Annotated in this window: 15 protein-coding genes; 11 read left to right on the top strand and 4 right to left on the bottom strand. The window is 52.9% G+C overall.

Annotated features, from left to right (window positions below):
• Nucleotides 1-34: 34 nt before the first annotated feature.
• Entirely contained in the window at nucleotides 35-1,159 is a 1,125-nt protein-coding gene (locus DCC81_RS01910) for an efflux RND transporter periplasmic adaptor subunit (protein ID WP_205686242.1), read from the top strand.
• 277 nt (nucleotides 1,160-1,436) lie between these two features.
• Here the strand turns inward: DCC81_RS01910 and kbl are convergent, their stop codons facing one another.
• Nucleotides 1,437-2,627, bottom strand: a complete 1,191-nt coding sequence (kbl, locus tag DCC81_RS01905; RefSeq protein WP_108684902.1) for a glycine C-acetyltransferase — start codon at nucleotides 2,625-2,627, stop codon at nucleotides 1,437-1,439.
• Between the two features lie 309 nt (nucleotides 2,628-2,936).
• Between kbl and DCC81_RS01900 the strand changes: the two genes are divergently transcribed.
• The 7 genes from DCC81_RS01900 (at nucleotide 2,937) to DCC81_RS01875 (ending at nucleotide 10,690) form a co-directional block, all read left to right on the top strand.
• Nucleotides 2,937-3,422 carry an RNA polymerase sigma factor gene (locus tag DCC81_RS01900; protein ID WP_108684901.1) on the top strand — a complete coding sequence of 162 codons (486 nt, stop codon included), beginning with the start codon at nucleotides 2,937-2,939 and terminating at the stop codon, nucleotides 3,420-3,422.
• A gap of 15 nt (nucleotides 3,423-3,437) precedes the next feature.
• The gene (locus DCC81_RS01895; RefSeq protein WP_108684900.1) at nucleotides 3,438-4,616 is read left to right on the top strand and encodes a hypothetical protein; all 1,179 of its coding nucleotides are present in this window, start codon (nucleotides 3,438-3,440) and stop codon (nucleotides 4,614-4,616) included.
• Nucleotides 4,613-5,560: an outer membrane beta-barrel protein gene (locus DCC81_RS01890; RefSeq protein WP_133177505.1), complete on the top strand. Its 948-nt coding sequence runs from the start codon at nucleotides 4,613-4,615 to the stop codon at nucleotides 5,558-5,560. The genes DCC81_RS01895 and DCC81_RS01890 overlap by 4 nt, the downstream gene beginning before the upstream one ends.
• An 89-nt stretch (nucleotides 5,561-5,649) precedes the next feature.
• Nucleotides 5,650-5,934 carry a hypothetical protein gene (locus DCC81_RS25320; protein ID WP_133177504.1) on the top strand — a complete coding sequence of 95 codons (285 nt, stop codon included), beginning with the start codon at nucleotides 5,650-5,652 and terminating at the stop codon, nucleotides 5,932-5,934.
• A 42-nt stretch (nucleotides 5,935-5,976) separates the two neighbouring features.
• Nucleotides 5,977-6,735: a FecR family protein gene (locus DCC81_RS01885; protein WP_108684898.1), complete on the top strand. Its 759-nt coding sequence runs from the start codon at nucleotides 5,977-5,979 to the stop codon at nucleotides 6,733-6,735.
• 170 nt (nucleotides 6,736-6,905) lie between these two features.
• Entirely contained in the window at nucleotides 6,906-9,854 is a 2,949-nt protein-coding gene (locus DCC81_RS01880) for a M16 family metallopeptidase (RefSeq protein WP_108684897.1), read from the top strand.
• A gap of 140 nt (nucleotides 9,855-9,994) precedes the next feature.
• The gene (locus tag DCC81_RS01875) at nucleotides 9,995-10,690 is read left to right on the top strand and encodes a L,D-transpeptidase family protein (protein WP_108684896.1); all 696 of its coding nucleotides are present in this window, start codon (nucleotides 9,995-9,997) and stop codon (nucleotides 10,688-10,690) included.
• An 80-nt stretch (nucleotides 10,691-10,770) separates the two neighbouring features.
• Here DCC81_RS01875 and DCC81_RS01870 read toward each other — a convergent pair whose 3' ends face one another.
• From DCC81_RS01870 to DCC81_RS01860, 3 genes are all read right to left on the bottom strand, one after another.
• A complete protein-coding gene (locus DCC81_RS01870; protein WP_108684895.1) occupies nucleotides 10,771-11,733 on the bottom strand; it encodes an alpha/beta hydrolase in 963 nt (320 codons plus the stop codon).
• A 105-nt stretch (nucleotides 11,734-11,838) separates the two neighbouring features.
• Nucleotides 11,839-13,749, bottom strand: a complete 1,911-nt coding sequence (gene acs, locus DCC81_RS01865; protein WP_108684894.1) for an acetate--CoA ligase — start codon at nucleotides 13,747-13,749, stop codon at nucleotides 11,839-11,841.
• A gap of 158 nt (nucleotides 13,750-13,907) precedes the next feature.
• Nucleotides 13,908-14,141 (bottom strand): hypothetical protein, encoded by a 234-nt coding sequence (locus tag DCC81_RS01860; protein ID WP_108684893.1) that lies wholly within the window; start codon nucleotides 14,139-14,141, stop codon nucleotides 13,908-13,910.
• A gap of 488 nt (nucleotides 14,142-14,629) precedes the next feature.
• Here DCC81_RS01860 and DCC81_RS01850 point away from each other — a divergent pair, with 488 nt between their 5' ends.
• From DCC81_RS01850 to DCC81_RS01840, 3 genes are all read left to right on the top strand, one after another.
• Nucleotides 14,630-15,205 (top strand): helix-turn-helix domain-containing protein, encoded by a 576-nt coding sequence (locus DCC81_RS01850; RefSeq protein WP_165806398.1) that lies wholly within the window; start codon nucleotides 14,630-14,632, stop codon nucleotides 15,203-15,205.
• Between the two features lie 716 nt (nucleotides 15,206-15,921).
• On the top strand, nucleotides 15,922-16,668 hold the full coding sequence (locus DCC81_RS01845) for a DeoR/GlpR family DNA-binding transcription regulator (protein ID WP_108684890.1): 747 nt from the start codon (nucleotides 15,922-15,924) through the stop codon (nucleotides 16,666-16,668).
• 56 nt (nucleotides 16,669-16,724) lie between these two features.
• Nucleotides 16,725-17,873: an MFS transporter gene (locus DCC81_RS01840; protein ID WP_108684889.1), complete on the top strand. Its 1,149-nt coding sequence runs from the start codon at nucleotides 16,725-16,727 to the stop codon at nucleotides 17,871-17,873.
• The last annotated feature ends 173 nt before the right edge of the window (nucleotides 17,874-18,046 follow it).

The raw sequence follows: 18,046 nt of genomic DNA, 5'->3' as shown, positions 1-18,046 counted from the left end.
AAAACCTGATTACACACATTTAAGATACTTGGATATGCAAAACACTAGAACCATGAAATACATGCTGCTGGCTGCGCTGGCGCTGCCCGCCGCCGGTATCCTGCTCCCTGCCTGCCATAGCTCGCAGGCGGAGGATAACAAAGGTGCCGAGAATGGCCCCACCCAGGTGAAAGCCGTTTCCCTGGAAAGAACCCAGCTGGAGAATGTGCTGGAACTGCCCGGTGAAATAAAGCCCTACCAGTTTGCCGACCTGTATGCCAAATTCACCAGCTACGTGAAAACGGTGAACGTGGATATGGGCTCCCAGGTAAGCTCCGGCCAGGTACTCATGACCCTGGAGGCACCGGAAATGAACACCCAGCTGCTGGAAGCACAATCCCGCCTCCACAATAAGGAAGCGGTGTACCAGGCCAGCCGCTCCACTTACGACCGCATGCTTAAAACCAGCAAGATCCCCGGTACCATCTCCCCGAACGACCTGGAGATCGCATTTTCCAAGATGAGTGCAGACAGTGCAGAGCTGCTGAGCGCCCGCTCTTCTCTGCGGGAAATCCAGGAGCTGCTGGGTTACCTCACTATCCGCGCGCCTTTCAACGGGATCATCACCGTGCGAAACGTGCACCCCGGTGCTTACGTAGGCCCGGCAGGCAAGGGCTCAGACAAGCCCCTGCTGCGCCTGGAAGAGCAGAACCGCCTGCGTTTATCCATTGCCGTTCCGGAAACGTATACCAGCAGCCTGCAAAACACCGGTGTGGTGCATTTCACCGTGCGCTCCCTGCCCGGCGATACTTTTACCGCCAGGGTAAACCGCGTGGCCGGTAGCCTGGATACCAGGCTGCGTGCGGAAATGCTGGAAATGGATATCAATAACACCGATAAAAAACTGCTGCCCGGCATGTATGCAGAAGTGCACATAGACCTGCCCGGGAGTCATGATACCTTCGTGGTGCCGAAGGGTGCTGTGATCACCACTTCCGAGAAAGTGTTCGTGATCAAGGTGGTGAATAACAAAGCCACCTGGGTGCCGGTAAGAAAAGGCAATGAATCAAATGGTAAAGTAGAAATATTCGGTAACCTGGCAGATGGCGATGCCATAGTGACCAATGGCAGTGACGAGATCAAGGATGGCCAGCCGGTGCAGGTAACCAAAAACGAGTAACCAGCTTAGTGTGTGTTTTAGAGCGGTGCCTGCGGGATTGATCAACATCATCAGCATATAACACAGGAACCAACAGCCACGGGCACCCTCTTTTCTTTACTGAAAGTTTTTTCACAGGTCAAAAAAATCCCGGGCGAACGCGGAAGCGGATAGCCCGGGGTTTTTTGTTTCCGGGCGAATGCCGGGATCTTCCCTAAAAGAAAATTTCCAGCAAACCACTGGCGGGCGGCGCTGGAAATTTCTTTCAGGGGAAATACAGTATTGGAAGTAGAAAGACTTAAGCTTTGAGTACGCCCAGCTCTTTACCCACTTTGGTAAAGGCAGCGATGGCCTTGTCCAGGTGCTCCTGTTCATGGGCAGCGCTCAGCTGCACGCGGATGCGGGCCTGGCCTTTGGGCACTACCGGGAAGAAGAACCCGATCACGTAGATGCCTTCCTGCAGCAGGCGGTCTGCAAACTGCTGGCTCAGGGGAGCGTCGTACAGCATTACTGGTACAATGGGGTGCTGGCCGGGCTTAATGTCGAAGCCGGCAGCAGTCATTTTTTCCCGGAAGTAGGTGGTGTTGTATTCCAGTTTGTCGCGCAGGGCGGTGGTGCTGCTCAGCATATCCAGTACGGCAATGGAGGCGCCTACAATGCTGGGGGCTACGGAGTTGGAAAACAGGTAGGGACGGCTGCGCTGGCGCAGGATGTCTATTACCTCTTTGCGGCCGGAGGTAAAACCGCCTGAGGCGCCGCCCAGGGCCTTGCCCAGGGTGCCGGTGATGATATCTACCCGGCCCATGACCCCGCGGTATTCGTGGGTGCCGCGGCCGGTTTTGCCCAGGAAGCCGGAAGAGTGGCTTTCATCGCTCATGACGATGGCGTCATATTTATCTGCCAGGTCACAGATCTTGTCCAGCTGGGCAATGGTGCCGTCCATGCTGAAACTGCCATCTGTAACGATAATGCGGCTGCGGCAACCGGCGGCTGCCTGGAGCTGTTTTTCCAGGTCTTCCATGTTATTATGTTCATAGCGGAAGCGTTGGGCCTTGCAAAGGCGCACCCCGTCAATGATGGACGCGTGGTTCAGGGCGTCGGAAATGATGGCGTCCTGCTCGTTGAACAGGGGCTCAAATACGCCGCCGTTGGCGTCAAAAGCCGCTGCATACAGGATGGAATCTTCCGTACCGAGGAAGGCGGCGATCTTCTGTTCCAGCTCCCGGTGAATATCCTGGGTGCCGCAGATGAAGCGCACACTGCTCATACCGTAGCCGTGGGTGTCGATGGTGTGCTTGGCGGCTTCGATCACGGTAGGATTGGAGCTGAGGCCCAGGTAGTTATTGGCGCAGAAGTTCAGTACAGTTTTGCCGTTCACGGTGATCTCGGCACCCTGGTCGGAAGTGATGATCCTTTCGCGTTTGTAAAGGCCGGAGGCTTCAATGTCTCCAAGCTCCTGGCGAAGGCGGCTGACGAATTTTTCGTTCATGTAGAATACTTTTAGGTTCCCGGTAGGGCAAAGTTACTGGAATAAAAATAGGTCATAATGCGGGGCCGGCCTTCCGGGGCCGGTTTTTTTGCGCGAATTTTGACCCAGGTGTAACATTCCGGAGCAGGCGTTCGTCATACTTTTATCATGCTGGGTTTAGGGTAAAGTGCAGGAGAAAAGGCATGTGACGCGACGTATGGACGACAGGGAAGACACGGGAAAAGGGGATAAATTGGTGAAAATCGTGCATACGTCCCGTTTATAGAACATTTGTCGGAACTTCGCACTGAAAAAATCCCGCGTTACCGGATGACGGAAAAGGAGTACAATAAATGCGTGGATCTGTATTCGGACAACCTCTTCCGGTTCATCGTCAAAAACCTTGGCCATACCGAAGACGCCAGAGACGTGGTACAGAACGCATTCGAGATATTATGGAAGCACTGCCAGGAGGTTCCCTTTGAAAAGGGGAAGTCTTACCTGTTTACAGTGGCCTACCATAATATGATCGATCATGTACGGAAGGTAAAGCGGATCACCCTTGTGGAAAATTTCAAAGAGGAGTCCAGGATAGCGGATACCAATGTGCACAACGCCCGGGAGGTCATGGAAAAAGCCCTGGCCCGTCTCAGCGAAGTGCAGCGCTCCCTTATCCTCCTCAAAGATTATGAAGGGTACAGCTACGAAGAAATTGGTACCATCATGGAGCTCAACCCCTCCCAGGTAAAAGTATACCTGCACCGGGCCCGGCTCCACCTGAAAGAGTACCTGGTAAAAATGCAGAACGTTATCTAATCAATACCCAAAGAATTGTCAGCAGGAATTAACATAGCAAACTACGAAGTTTTTCTTCTCCGCTTCATCGACGGCGACCTGGGCGCCGCCGAAGTGGCCGCGTTGCAGGACTTCCTGGAGCAGCATCCGCACATCCGGCAGGAGCTGCAATTGCTGCAAAGTACCGTGCTCACACCCGACCCGGAGGTGGTGTTTGAAAATAAAGCCCTGCTGTACCGTGGTACGCCCGGCATCCATGCGGATAACCAGACCGGCTTCCTCCTCAGTTATATCGACAATGAACTGCCTGCCACGGAAAAAGACGCGGTAGAAAAATATATTGCCCAAACTCCCGCCGCCCAGGCAGAACTGGCCCTGCTGCAACAAACCCGCCTGCAGCCGGATCTGGGCCAGGTGTTCCTGCACAAGGCTTCCCTGTACCGTCACCGAAGCCGCATACGGCCAGTGTATTGGTGGAGTGCCGGTGCCGCCGCGGTGGTAGCAGGTCTTATCGTATTTACGGCGCCCTATGGCAGCAAGGATCATAGTGGGAATGTACCGGCCGTTGTGGCGGTGAACCAGCAGCAGGCTTCCGGCACACCGGCACCCGCTGCTACGGAAAATGTTATCGCCCTGTCACCTTCAACCGGTGAGGCTACCCCTTCGAAAGGGGACGTTATCTCCCTGCCTCCTTCCAAAGAGGACATCGCGGCTGCAATGCCCGCGAAGGCCCCGGCCTTGTCTGCTTCAAAAGGGCACGTACGCCCTGCCCCGCCCGTGACAACCAGTGTGGCGTTGCATACACCCAGCGCTTCCCCGGCAACAGCCGCAAAGCAGGATCATGAATCCACGCCCGCACCACGCGGTAATAATAACAATAACGTAATGGTGGCCAGCAACGACATACCGGTGACTGCGCCTGCCAACAGTTCTACATTATCCCACACCACCACTTCCGCAAACAACGTGAGCACCGGCACCGCGCCGGCCAGTACTTCAAACGCGGCTACCATAGCGGCTTCCAGCCAGGATGCCGCGCCTGCAAAGCCGCCGGTGATGATGGCCATGGCCAGCCCTAAAGAAGAAAGTGCAGCCCCGGCAAGCATTCATGGAGAGCTGATCGCCTCCGTGGTAAGCTCCGGCGACAACAAGCTGCTGGACAAAGTGACCAACGTGGCACGATTTTTTGCGAAGAAAAAAGCTAACAATAAATGAGTAACGTTGTTATTAAACGTAGGTTGTTGCAACCCGGCGCTTACCTGAAATGGATGATCTTACCCGTATTGCTGTTCATTGCCGGCACCAGCCATGCACAGCAGACGGCCCTTACAGACACCATCCAGATCAAAGGCCTGGTGATCCTCAAATCAAAAAGCCCTAGTGGTCGCACCAGTTATAAGTTCTATAACGACACTACCTACATCAACAATAAACTTAAAAAGAACCTGCATACCCGCTGGCTGGTAGTAGACTTTGGATTTAATAATTATATAGACCGCAGTAACTACAGCGGTGCCAGTTACCTGGCCTACTATCCAACCACCCCGTATTATGCGGCAAACAGGACCTATGATTATTCCGCAGAGGGCCTCAACAACTTTGCCCCCCGTTACGGCAGCTCCCCGCTCACCTCACAGGAGTTTAAGCTGATCACCGGCAAGTCTGTGAATGTGAATATCTGGCTGTTCATGCAGCGCCTCAACCTGGTGAAACACAAGCTGAACCTGCAGTATGCCCTGGGCGTGGAAATGAATAATTACCGCTTTGCCCGCAATATCACCTACCAGCCCGGCTATCCAACCACGGTATACCGGGATACGGTGAACTTCACTAAGAATAAAATGTTTGCCGAGTATCTCTCCATCCCGCTGATGCTGAACTACACGGCACATCCTTATAAGCCCAGCCGCTCTTTCAAAGTGAGCGCAGGAGTAATGGGCGGTTACCTGGTAAAGGCCCGCACCAAGCAGATAAGCCAGGAGCGCGGCAAACAGAAAGTGAACGACGATTTTAACCTCAATAAATGGAGAATGTCGCTGACAAGCGAAATTGGATATGGTCCGCTGAAACTGTATGGCAACTTTGCCCTGACGGCCCTGCATGATTACGGGCTGCTGCAATATCCTTATTCGGTAGGGTTCCGGTTTAACGGCTTCTGATGTGCCGTTAAACTTTTAACGCCAGGAAATATCTAATCCCGCGTGTGGGACATGGGTTCCAACAACGTTCCGGTCTAAAAATATCGCGTATGAGATCTATCTTAGCTTTACTCGTTTGCACCGGCCTTATTGCATGGGCACATACCACAAAGCACAAGTACCTTGGTCTCCGGGCCAGCCAGCCCGCGTCCCTGGCGGCAATGCCCGGGCAGGACAACAATGGCGCCACCACTGCTGATTTCCACCGCTCTGTATTTCATTTGCCCGTACTTCACAACGTATACCTCCATGGCGTGTCTGCCATGTACCAGGACAGCATGGGCCGCCGCACCCGCTTTGGCAACAGTGTCACCGATCTGTGGCAACTGCAGTAGCGGCTATGCTTATTGCCCGAAAACCACTATTTTTATTGCTTCATGGCGGCAAATAAGCAACACTCCCCGGCGATCTTTCTGGTATGCCTTTCCTGGATGGCAGGACTGGCCTGTAACCACGCACAACCTCCTGCTAACCTTAATACACGGCTTACCTATAAACATTTCCAGGGCGAGGTAGGCGCCCGCAGGACCGTGACCCTGCCAGACAGTTCGGAAGTGATCCTGAACGGCCCCTCCACGTTGTACGTGCCAGATAATTTTACCGTTCATCACCGGGAGGTGGTCCTGGATGGGGATGCCTTCTTTACGATCCACACGTACCCGGACACCCCTTTCCGCGTGATCACAGATGTACTGACCACCGTAGTGCACAACGCCGTCTTTAAAATAAAGGTGGAACAAAAAGGCGCCGCCGTACAGCTGCTCAACGGGGAAGCCAAGGTGCTGAAAGCCTATAAATCGCATGACAACCAGCCGGAGTGGGTGCATGGGGGAGAAATGGTGATGGGCAATTCCAGCATTGACCTCATAGAGCCCGAAACCTGCGATACCACGGCGCTGCTGATGTGGAGAAGCGGTAAGCTCACGTTTGAAAAAGAGCCCCTGCCTGCGGCCCTGCGGGTGCTGGCCGATTGGTATAATACCGATATTAACTGGGAAGGCAACATCCCCCTCAATAAAACCGTGACCGGTGCCTGGGACAATGAGCCCCTGCCCGGCATCCTGGACAAACTGGGCCCGGAGCTGGGATTCACTTACAAAATGGACCATAACACGGTAAATATCAAGATGAAATAATGCCACTCACCCGGCCAGGGCCGGAAGCCACCATACCCGCCGGGAATAATTATCTATCCCCGCCGCTCATCCTTTTTGTAACAGGTTTTGCCTCCTTTTAACGTTTTCTTGGAGCCCCATCTATTATATTTGAAAGCTGAATTCCAACAAAAAACAACCAACCTTTTCTCATGACTCTCACGAAAGCACTGTTAGTCTGCTACCTGGCAGCCTCTGTACAAGCCGTGTCGGCACAGGTAAAACCCGTATCGCACGAATGGAAAGAAGCCAGCTCCGGCGGCTACACGTATCGTTATGTAACAAACGATCCCCAGCAAGCCCGTTTTTACAAACTGAAGAACGGCCTTACCGTAATCCTTAGCGTAAACAAAAAGGAACCGCGCATCCAGACCCTCATCGGGGTACGTGCCGGTAGCAACAGCGATCCGAAAGACCATACCGGCCTGGCGCACTACCTGGAGCACCTGCTGTTCAAAGGCACGGATACTTATGGCTCCCTGGACTGGACCAAGGAAAAAGGCTACATTGACCAGGTAGATAACCTGTACGACAAGTACAACGCCACCACCGATCCGGACGCCCGCAAAGCGGTGTACCATCAGATCGACAGCGTGTCCGGCATTGCGGCAAAGTATGCCATTGCCAATGAGTACGACAAGATGATGTCTGGCATGGGCGCCCAGGGCACCAACGCCCACACCTCCGTAGAAGAAACGGTGTACGAGGAAGATATTCCTTCTAACGCCATTGATAAATACCTGGCAGTGCAGGCAGAGCGCTTCCGCTACCCGGTGTTCCGCCTTTTCCATACCGAGCTGGAAGCTGTGTATGAAGAGAAGAACCGTGGCCTGGACAATGACCAGAACAAAGTGCGGGAAGCCCTCTTTGGCGCTATGTTCCCCACGCACAACTATGGTCAGCAGACCACCATTGGTACCATTGAGCACCTGAAAAATCCGAACATCAAGGCCATCCGCCAGTTCTACAATACGTACTATGTGCCCAATAATATGGCCATTGTAATGGCAGGTGATTTTAACCCGGATTATGTGATCAGGACCATCGACAAGGACTTTGCTTACGAGCAGCCCAAGCCCGTTCCGGAATACACCGGCCCGCAGGAAGCGCCCATCACAGCGCCCATCGTGAAAGAAGTGGTAGGCCCCGATGCAGAGAGCGTATTGATCGGCTTCCGCCTGCCGGGTATCAATGACCATAAAGACAATGTGCTGGCCGTGGTGATGTCACAGATCCTCACCAACGGTAAGGCAGGCCTCATTGACCTGAACCTGAACCGCCAGCAAAAAGTACTGGCTGCAAACGCCGGCAGTGATACGTTTAAAGATTATGGTTTCATGGTATTCAGCGGCAAGGCCAAGAACGGCCAGTCGCTGGAAGACGTGAAGGACCTGCTGCTGGGCCAACTGGAGCTCCTGAAAAAAGGCCAGTTTGACGAAACCCTGCTGAAGGCGATCGTCAACAACTTTAAGCTGTCTGAGATACAGGGCCTGCAGAGCAACAACAACCGCGCTACAGACCTGATGGACGACTTCATTAAAACCAAAGGCGACCTGTATGCAGAAGATGTAGCCTTCGTGGATGACATGTCCAAAGTGACCAAGCAGGATGTAGTGGATTTTGCCAATAAGTATTTTGGCAACAACTATGTGCTGGTGTACAAGCGTAAGGGTGAAGACAAAGACGTGGTAAAGGTGGAAAAACCTGCCATTACCCCGGTAAGCGTGAACCGTGACGACCATTCTGCCTTCCTGGACAAAATTGCCGCCATCCCCGCCACGCCGGTGCAGCCGCAGTGGCTGGATTATGAAAAGGATATCCAGAAATCCAAGGCCGGCCCCGCACAGGTACTGTATGTGCAGAACAAGGAAAATGGCCTGTTCCGCCTCTACTACCGCTTTGACATGGGCACCTGGAACGACCGCAAACTGGCCCTGGCCGCGTCTTACCTGCAGTTCCTCGGTACAGACAAGGCCACCTCTGAAGAGATCAGCAAGCAGTTTTACAACATTGCGTGCTCCTTCAACGTGAACACCAGCACGGAAAATACTACCGTGGGCATTACCGGCCTGCAGGAAAACTTTGACAAGGCCGTGTCCCTGTTTGAGAACCTGATGGCAAACTGCCAGGTAAATGAACAAGCCCTGCAGGCGCTGAAAGGCCGTATTGCCAAGAGTCGCGCAGATTCCAAGCTGAATAAGCGCGCTATTGCCAGCGCCCTGGCCCAGTATGGCCTCTATGGTGCCAGGAATCCTTTCAACTACCAGCTGAGTGCAGATGAGATCAGCAACACTACCGCGCAGGAACTGGTAGACCGCCTGCACAAGCTCTCTACTTATGAGCACAAGGTGATCTACTACGGTCCTGGCTCCCTGAAAGACGTAGTGGCCAAAATAACGAAACTGCACCCTATGCCGGCCACCTTTGCCGCCGCCCCGCCGGCAGTGAAGTTTGAGAAGACCAGCCAGGTGGCAAACCAGGTACTGTTCACCAACTACGACATGGTGCAATCTGAAGTGAACTGGATCCGCAACACGGAGCAGTATAACCCGGATGAAACCGCGAAGCTGCTGTTGTTTAACAATTACTTTGGTGGGGGTATGGAGTCCATCGTATTCCAGACCATCCGCGAATCCAAGGCCCTGGCCTATTCTACCTACGCCCAGTATGTAACGCCTGATAAGAAAGAAGGCCGCTACACAGAAGTGGCTTACGTAGGCAGCCAGGCAGACAAGATGAATGACGCGATCCGCGGCATGAACGAACTGCTGGATACCATGCCTATGGTGGAAAAGAACCTGGCTACCGCCAAACTGGCGATCAAGCAGGATATTGAAACCGAACGTATCACCGAAGATGGCATCATCTTCAGCTACCTCAATGCGGAAAAACTGGGCCTGCATACAGACCTGCGCAAACAGGTGTATGGCCAGATCGATGGGGTATCACTGAAAGACCTGCAGCAGTTCCACGACACACAACTGGCACACAAGCCTTATACCTATTGCATCCTGGCCAGCGATAAGAAAGTGAGCATGGATAACCTGAAGCAGTATGGCGATGTGAAAGTGCTCTCACTGGAAGAGTTGTTTGGCTACTAGGTCATTCCGTTTAAAAAGATATTTTTGCGCAGCGAAACCAGGTTGGTACTCCGGCCTGGTTTCGCTGTTTTTATGAAAACACAATAAGCACCCGGTGCCAGCGTTTAAAAAAATAACAATCCTACAAACCGAACACAACTATGATGCGCTATTGCGGTTGGCTTGCAGCCATCTTCCTATTGCCATTATGCAGCTTTGAAACAGGGAGTACCACCACTTTGAATGCCGGCGCCAGCACGGCCCGGATGTGGACGGACCCCAAATTCCTGACCGCTTCCATGACCAGCGGGCTGGAATACCTGGTGATGAACGCACCGGAAAATATTGCAGACAATGCCGGCGGAGACCTGTACCGCACCCGCCTCCTGCCAGGCACCATGGATCCTGACAAAGTATTTCTCCTCATTGATAAAAGTGATTACCGCCTGTACGTGTATGAGGATGTAACACTGCGCAAGATCTACAAAGTAACCTTTGGCAACAGTGACCAATCCGACAAATACATGCAGGGCGACCGCCGCACACCGGAAGGCGTGTTCCACATCAACAACAAGCGCCTGGACGCGCGCTGGAGCCGCTTTATGCTGCTGGATTATCCTAACGAAACTTCCTGGACCCGCTTCCGAGACCGCCAGGCCCGTGGCCTCATCCCGGCCACTGCTTCCATTGGCGACGGCGTAGGCATCCACGGTGTGGAAGAGGCCTCCGGCATCAATGACCTGTACGTGGAGCGGAGGATCAACTGGACACTGGGTTGCATCAGTCTGAAAAGCGCTGACATTGCGGAACTGTACAACGTGCTGAAAGTAGGGACGCCGGTGGTGATACGCCGGTAGGAATAAACGTATACTAAATAGAAAATCCAGCTTCCGGCAGGCATTACCGGGAGCTGGATTTTTTTTCGTGCACCAGGAAATCATTCAGGCATCGCCATAAAATCTTTTATACCCGCTTTCCATTTATCTCCTTCATTACGGCAAAACGACTGGTGGCCGGAGCGCTCAAAGATCACCAGGGATTTATGGGGTGCTTTGACGCCCAGGTGGGCAAAGATCTTTTGGGTTTCAAACTCCATGACGCGCGGATCGTGCCTGCCCCAACACATCAATGCAGGACAAGTGATCTTCTCTGCGTAGCGGTAGGGCTCAAAGTCGAAGCCCCAGAAGCCCTGTTCAATGCCGCCCCAGAAAGTGAGCAGGGGCGTGAAAGGATAGTTGGGAATGTGCACGGAGCGCATGCGGCTGTTCACCGCATCCGTGAGGGAGGCAAAAGGGGCTTCCAGGATCACACGGCCGGGGTGCAGGTCAAATTCCGGTACGCCTTTGAGGATCACCGCCGCGCCCATGCTCATGCCCCAGAGTGTAATGCGGTTATCATTTTCCCCCTTGTTTTTTACAAAGCGCCAGGCGGCCAGCAGGTCTTCCGTTTCCCTGTAGCCAATGGAGCAGGCATACCCTCCGCTGCCGCCATGGGCGCGGAAATCAATGAGGAAAGTATTATAGCCCAGCTGGTGGAAATAATTGGCTTCCGGCAGCTTGTCGCTCCTGCTGCTGCCGTAGCCATGCAGCAGGATCACCGTACCATTGGGCGCCTTGTCTGACGGGATGTACCAGCCTTCCAGGCGGATGCCATCGCGGGTATGGAGGATCACATTTTCATGCTCCAGGGTGGGCGTGTCCGTGTCCACAGACTTGGAGATCTTTACGCCGGTGAGGATCATGGCCACTTTTTCACCGGAGGTCATCTGTTCCGGTTTTTTATTGACATGGTTTGGATCATCGTAGAAGTGAGTGAATTTCCAGGCGTGTATGGCGCCGATAACATTGAAGAGGATAAACAGGAAAAGCAGTAGGTAACCGCAGCGTTTGAGGAACTTCATGGATTAAAGATAAAAGGTGGCTTGTTTTGGTAAAGTTAAATACCGCAAAATAAAAAAAGGTGTACCCGGGTTGCAGGTACACCTGGTTGTTATCGGTTGATCTGATTAGAGCTTGCCTTTCTTGATCTCTTCCACCACGCTTGGTTCCAGCAGGGTAGAGGTATCGCCCAGGTTATCAAATTCGCCCTCAGCGATCTTGCGGAGGATGCGGCGCATGATCTTGCCGGAGCGGGTTTTGGGCAGGCCGGTCACAAACTGGATCTTATCCGGTTTGGCAATGGGCCCAATGATGCGGGACACCGTTTGCAGGATGTCTTTCTTGGTAAGTTCCGCATCGTGCGTAAGGCGTTCTGCGATCACGAAGGCGTAAATACCCTGTCCTTTAATATCGTGCGGATAGCCTACCACGGCGCTTTCCACTACGCCGGCGTGCATGTTGATGGCATTTTCCACTTCCGCGGTACCGATGCGGTGGCCGCTCACGTTCAGCACATCATCCACGCGGCCGGTAATACGGTAGTAACCGTCTTCATCCCGCAGGCAGCCATCGCCCGTGAAGTACATGCCTTCGTAGGTGGAGAAGTAAGTTTTGCGGAAGCGTTCATGATCGCCAAAGGTGGTGCGGAGTATGCCGGGCCAGGGGAATTTGATGCACAGGTTGCCATTCACCCCGTTGCCGGTGATCTCTTTACCCGCTTCATCTACCAGCACCGGTTGTACGCCTGGTAGGGGCAGGGTGGCATAGCCCGGTTTTTCCGGGGTAATGCCGGCAATGGGTGTGATCATGATGCCACCGGTTTCCGTTTGCCACCACGTATCCACGATGGGGCAGCGGCCCTTGCCAATATTATCTTTGAACCAGTGCCAGGCTTCTTCATTAATGGGCTCACCTACGCTGCCCAGCTTACGCAGGGAAGAAAGGTCCTTATGATTTACCGGGCCCAGGCCATAGCCCATGAGGCTGCGGATGGCTGTGGGGGCGGTGTACAGGATGTTTACCCGGTACTTGTCCACGATGTCCCACATACGGCCGGCATCGGGATAGGTAGGTACGCCTTCAAACATAAGGGTGGTGGCGCCGGCGCTCAGGGGGCCGTACAGGATGTAGCTATGGCCGGTGATCCAGCCAATGTCTGCTGTGCAGAAATATACTTCTCCCGGTTGGTACTGGAAGGTGTTTACAAACGTGTAGTTGGCATATACCATATATCCACCGCAGGTATGCACCACGCCTTTAGGCTTGCCGGTGGAGCCGGAGGTGTAGAGGATGAAGAGCATGTCTTCCGCATCCATTTCCTCCGCCGGGCAGGCCGGGTTGCCCTGTGTTTCCACCGCCTTGATCTCATCTTCCCACCACACGTCGCGGCCTTTGAGCATGCTTACGGGGGTGCGGGTGCGGGTGCACACGATCACGCGTTTTACGGACGGGCAGGCCATGAGGGCGTCGTCAATCACAGATTTCAGGGGAATGTCTTTCCCACCGCGGAAGGCCCCGTCGCAGGTGATCACCAGGGATGCCTGTGCATCTTGTATACGGTCTGCAATGCTTTGCGCACTGAAGCCGCCAAACACTACGGAGTGGATGGCGCCAATGCGGGCACAGGCCAGCGTGGCAATGGCCAGCTCGGGGATCATGCCCATATAGATACACACACGGTCGCCCCGCTTTACGCCGTTGTTTTTGAGCACATTGGCAAACTGGCAAACCTTGTTATACAACTCACGATAGGTAAGCACACGGTGGCGCTCATCGGGTTCATTTGGTTCCCAGATGATAGCGGGCCGGTTGCCCAGCGTACCGAGGTGGCGGTCCAGGCAGTTTTCTGTGATATTCAGTTTGCCGCCCGCAAACCACTTGATGTCGGGTGATTTAAAGTCCCATTCCAGGACCTTATCCCACTTTTTGCGCCAGTAAAAATGCTCGGCAATGTTGGCCCAGAAGCCTTCGGGGTCAATAACGCTTTGATGATAAGCCTGTTGATACTCCTCGAAACTTTTAAGTTGGTACGGATACACAGCTAGTGGAATTTTTTTTGCGTTAGAAATAGATCATGTATTTATACACGCAATAAATGTAAGAAAAATCATCTACGGCAGGTAGTCCCACGGAGGGATTTCTCTGCTTAGCTGATTGCAGGAGTAGCTGTGGTGTATGCGCTCACGCGCCATACGGGTTAACTGTACCGCTTAAAATAGTTAGTGGCTTCGTGCGTGATTTGCTGCATTACCGCCAGGATCTTGTCCCGCTCGGCATTACTGAATTTGTTCTCTTTCTCCCGCATTTTACGGTAAAAGGTGGGGGCGCTCCAGTTACATTCTTCACATACACGCTGGCGGAAGAGGGCAGACATGGCCACAAGGTGCTTGTGGATATCCTGCAACGGATTCAGTTCATCGTTGTCTTGCATTTAAAGGGTTTCTTTTAAATGAATGAATTGGTACAGGATGAAAGTGAGATGGTTGTGTAAGCAAATGTATTTACAATTTTACAAAAATGTACCAAAAACGGCATAAAAATTTTAGGATGAAGTAAACCGGGCTACTATCCGCAATTAACATGATTTTCACATGATTACCGGGGTTTCAAAGTGATTTTCTGCGGGTTAAAAAGATGCGGCGCCGGCGCGCTTTCCGGGCCCACCACCCTGCGCACCGCCAGCCGGAATGCCCTGTTACCAGGCATTCTACCGGCCGCCGCCTTTCCATCGCCGCGCCGCGCCTGGTAACTAGGCTGATAGTAATACTGCGATTTTAGCTGCTGAATTATCATTTTAACATCCAGTTAGCATTTTATGGAAGCTAAAGTGTTAAATTCGATACTTATAGTCTAAATTTGTAAGTATAATTATCATAAGTTAACTTAAATTATTGATACATGGCCCAAGGGCTACCCGATATGGGAAAACGACTTAAGCAGATCCTGAACGATAAGCATATCAAGATCGTGGATTTTGCAAAGAAAGCCGGTTTCACCAACCAGATTGCACACTATTACCTGCGGAAGAAAGACATCAAACGCACCACGCTGGAGCGCTTCTGCAAAGTGATCGGCATTACAGTGCAGGACTTTATGCAGTGGGAGGGCAGTGTACAGCCGGACGGGGTGCTGCATTACGGGCAGCGCTTCCGGCAACTGGTCAGTGAAAAGGGTATCAATAAAACGCGGGTGGCAGACCTCCTGGGCATTACCCGGCGCGAAGCCGCCGCACTGGCAGAGAAGCCCATGTTTTCCGAAAGTGAAATGGAAACCGTACTGAAGGGCCTCAAGATCTCTATAGAACATTTCCTGAACCCTGATGTGGTGGATGATAAGCCCCCGCCACCCCGGGACCAGTTGCTGCGGGAGCGTTATTACCGCTTACTGGAAGAACATACCGCTTTATTAAAGGAAGTGGCGGCATATAAAGAAGAGGTAAGGCTGCTGCAGGAATCACTGGAGAAGTTGCAGGCCTCCCGGTTAGGCCGGAAATAAAGAAGGGGGCTTGCCTGTGGTTGCCTCCACCGGGCCCGGCCTTCCGCGCGGTGGCAGCGGCTCATCTTTGACATGCACCATTTTTAACAAAGGGGCAACCCTCCTGTGCGCTTCCCCAGGGGAGCACCCGGCCTCCCACCTCCGGCCGGTATGCCCGACACGCCCATACCTTCAATTATTTTTACGGCGCCGGCAAAAAAAACTGCCGCAAAATGTTGCAATGTTTAGTTTGGAATCCAGCAATGTTGCAAGATGTTGCAAAAAACATGAGATGGATCATATTTATTACACCGCAGCGTGACGGCGCCGAATAGGGGGGAATTTGTTCATAAACAGGCAACTAAAAACAGGGAGAGCAGGGCAAAAAATTGACACGGCCCGCAAGGGGAAGGCCGTTCCCCATAGACATATTTTCCGAAATGAGCCACTGTGGCGTATTTAGCAAAAGCAACACACAAAAAAAACGGCGCATCCTTTAAGGAAGCGCCGTTTTTAAACAACAGTTAAATTTTGTTCTCGCAACTATAGCTGATCGGAGTTGCGTTCATGCCGGTAAGAATGCCAGCATCTTCTCCATTTATAATTCCACGTTATGAAAAGCAACCGTGCAATGAATTGCGTTGTTGACTAATTACATTGCAAATATACGCAAGTTTTTGCAACCGCCAACTTTTTCTTGCGATTTTTTGCGATATATTTGTGGCAAATACCGCAAGATGCTGAAAGAAGAACGGTTAGACTACATTTTAAAGAAGTTGCAGACCGACCACAAGGTCCTGCATGCCGAACTTAGTAACGACTTACACGTTTCTGAAGATACGGTACGCCGTGATCTGGAAGTACTGGAAAAAAGCGGCCTCCTTATTAAAGTAAGAGGCGGCGCCATCCCACATTCCCCCAATCCCTACTCTTTTAAAGAACGCGCGGTACGCCATGAGGAAGATAAACGCACCATGGCGCAAAAGGCGTTATCTTTCCTGCACGATGGGCAAACGGTGATCCTCGATGGTGGTACCTCCACCCTGATGCTGGTAAAGATGTTCCCGCCCAACCTGCACCTGCGCGTCATTACCAATAACATCCCCATTGCCCTGCAACTGGTAGACCATCCCTCCGTAGAGGTGATCCTTACCGGTGGCCGGGTCATTAAGAACTCACAGGTGACAGGCGGTATGGATACCATCCGCCAGTTTCAACGTATGAGGGCAGAGATTTGTTTTATGGGCATCTGCAGCCTGCACCCGCAGGCCGGCGTTACCGGTACCGACATGGAGGAAGCGGAAGTGAAAGCCAGCATGGTTACCGCCTCCAACAAGGTGATAGCCCTGGCCACTGCCGATAAGATGGGTACCGCTGAGACCTTTAAAGTGTGTGACATCAGTGCGCTGAACATGATCATCACCGATGAACCGGATATCCCGCTGACACGTCCTTACAAGGACCTGGGCATTGAAGTTATCTAAGTGCATTACGGCTCATAAGATCCTGTGCGTGGGCGTAATGAAAAAATCACAACGTTTTGATCGGGAGCATTTCATCTACGCCGGCGCGGGCAGCCAGAATTGCCGTCAGTGCCTTGTTCTTTCTGCAGGGGCTGTGCTTTGCCAGCTGGGCATCCCGCATCCCTGCATTGCAACAGTCGCTAAGGCTGGATGAAGCCCAGCTGGGCAGCATTCTCTTTGCCTTGCCCATTGGCGCCATGGTATCCATCCCCGTAGCGGGATGGCTGGTGGCGCGCTATGGCAGCAAAGTGTGTGTGATCAGCGGAGCCGCGTGTTACGCGGTGGTGCTGAGCAGTATAGGATTGGCGCAAACGCCCTGGCAGCTTGGGTTAGCGCTGGTGCTCTTTGGTTGCGCCAGTAATATTACCAACATTGCCATGAATACACAGGCCGTGTCTGTAGAAGCAGAATATGGCCGCCCGGTGATGGCATCCTTTCATGGATACTGGAGCCTGGCAGGTTTTGCCGGTGCTGCTATCGGCTGGGGAATGTCTAAACTGGAGTGGTCGCCCTTCCGGCACTTTGCCTGTATAACGGTCATGGATATACTCACTTTGCTGGTGGTAAGCCGCTTTGTGATGCAGCAGGATGTGGTGGCCCGGCGTACCCGCACCCGCTTTACCTGGCCAGGTAAAATGTTGCTCATGCTGGGATTGATGGCCTTTTGCGCCGCCATCTGCGAAGGCACGATGGACGACTGGAGCGGGGTATATTTCAAGAAAGTAGTATTGGTATCCGCCCTGCTGGATGGCGCGGGTTACGTGGCCTTCAAAGGAGCCAGTGCAGCAGCCAGGCTGGCAGCAGATTTTTTCACCGCCCGTTTTGGGCGCACCCAGATCCTGCAGGCCTGTGGTATACTCACTGCCGGCGGGTACCTGATGGTGATCTGCCTGCCTTATTTTATCACGGCCACCCTGGGTTGTTTGCTGGTAGGAGCGGGGGTATCCATCATCGTGCCGCTGATCAATAGTGCTGCCGGGCGCTCCACCCAATTGCATACCGGGCTGGCACTGGCCACGGTAAGCACCATCGGTAACATGGGGTTTCTCATAGGCCCGCCCCTGATCGGTTTTGTGGCTAAGTACAACGGCTTGCAGATTGCATTTATCATTATTGCCCTGCTGGGCGCCTGCATTACGGTGCTGGCATCAAGGGTTAAGACATAAAGATTTTTTTAGGTTTCAGTAAATGATATAGCTGGCAATTTCTATTGCCGGCTTTTTTATTGTTAATTAATGAAGGAAGGCCTTGAACAATGATCAGCCGTTTTTATGCGCGGCATCGTAGTACAGGTGACGGTCGCCAAGTGACCAGTTAAGCTGGTTGTTTTCGCAGCGCA

The organism is Chitinophaga parva (assembly GCF_003071345.1).
Lineage (GTDB): Bacteria > Bacteroidota > Bacteroidia > Chitinophagales > Chitinophagaceae > Chitinophaga > Chitinophaga parva.
This window is presented reverse-complemented; position numbering and strand designations above follow the sequence as displayed.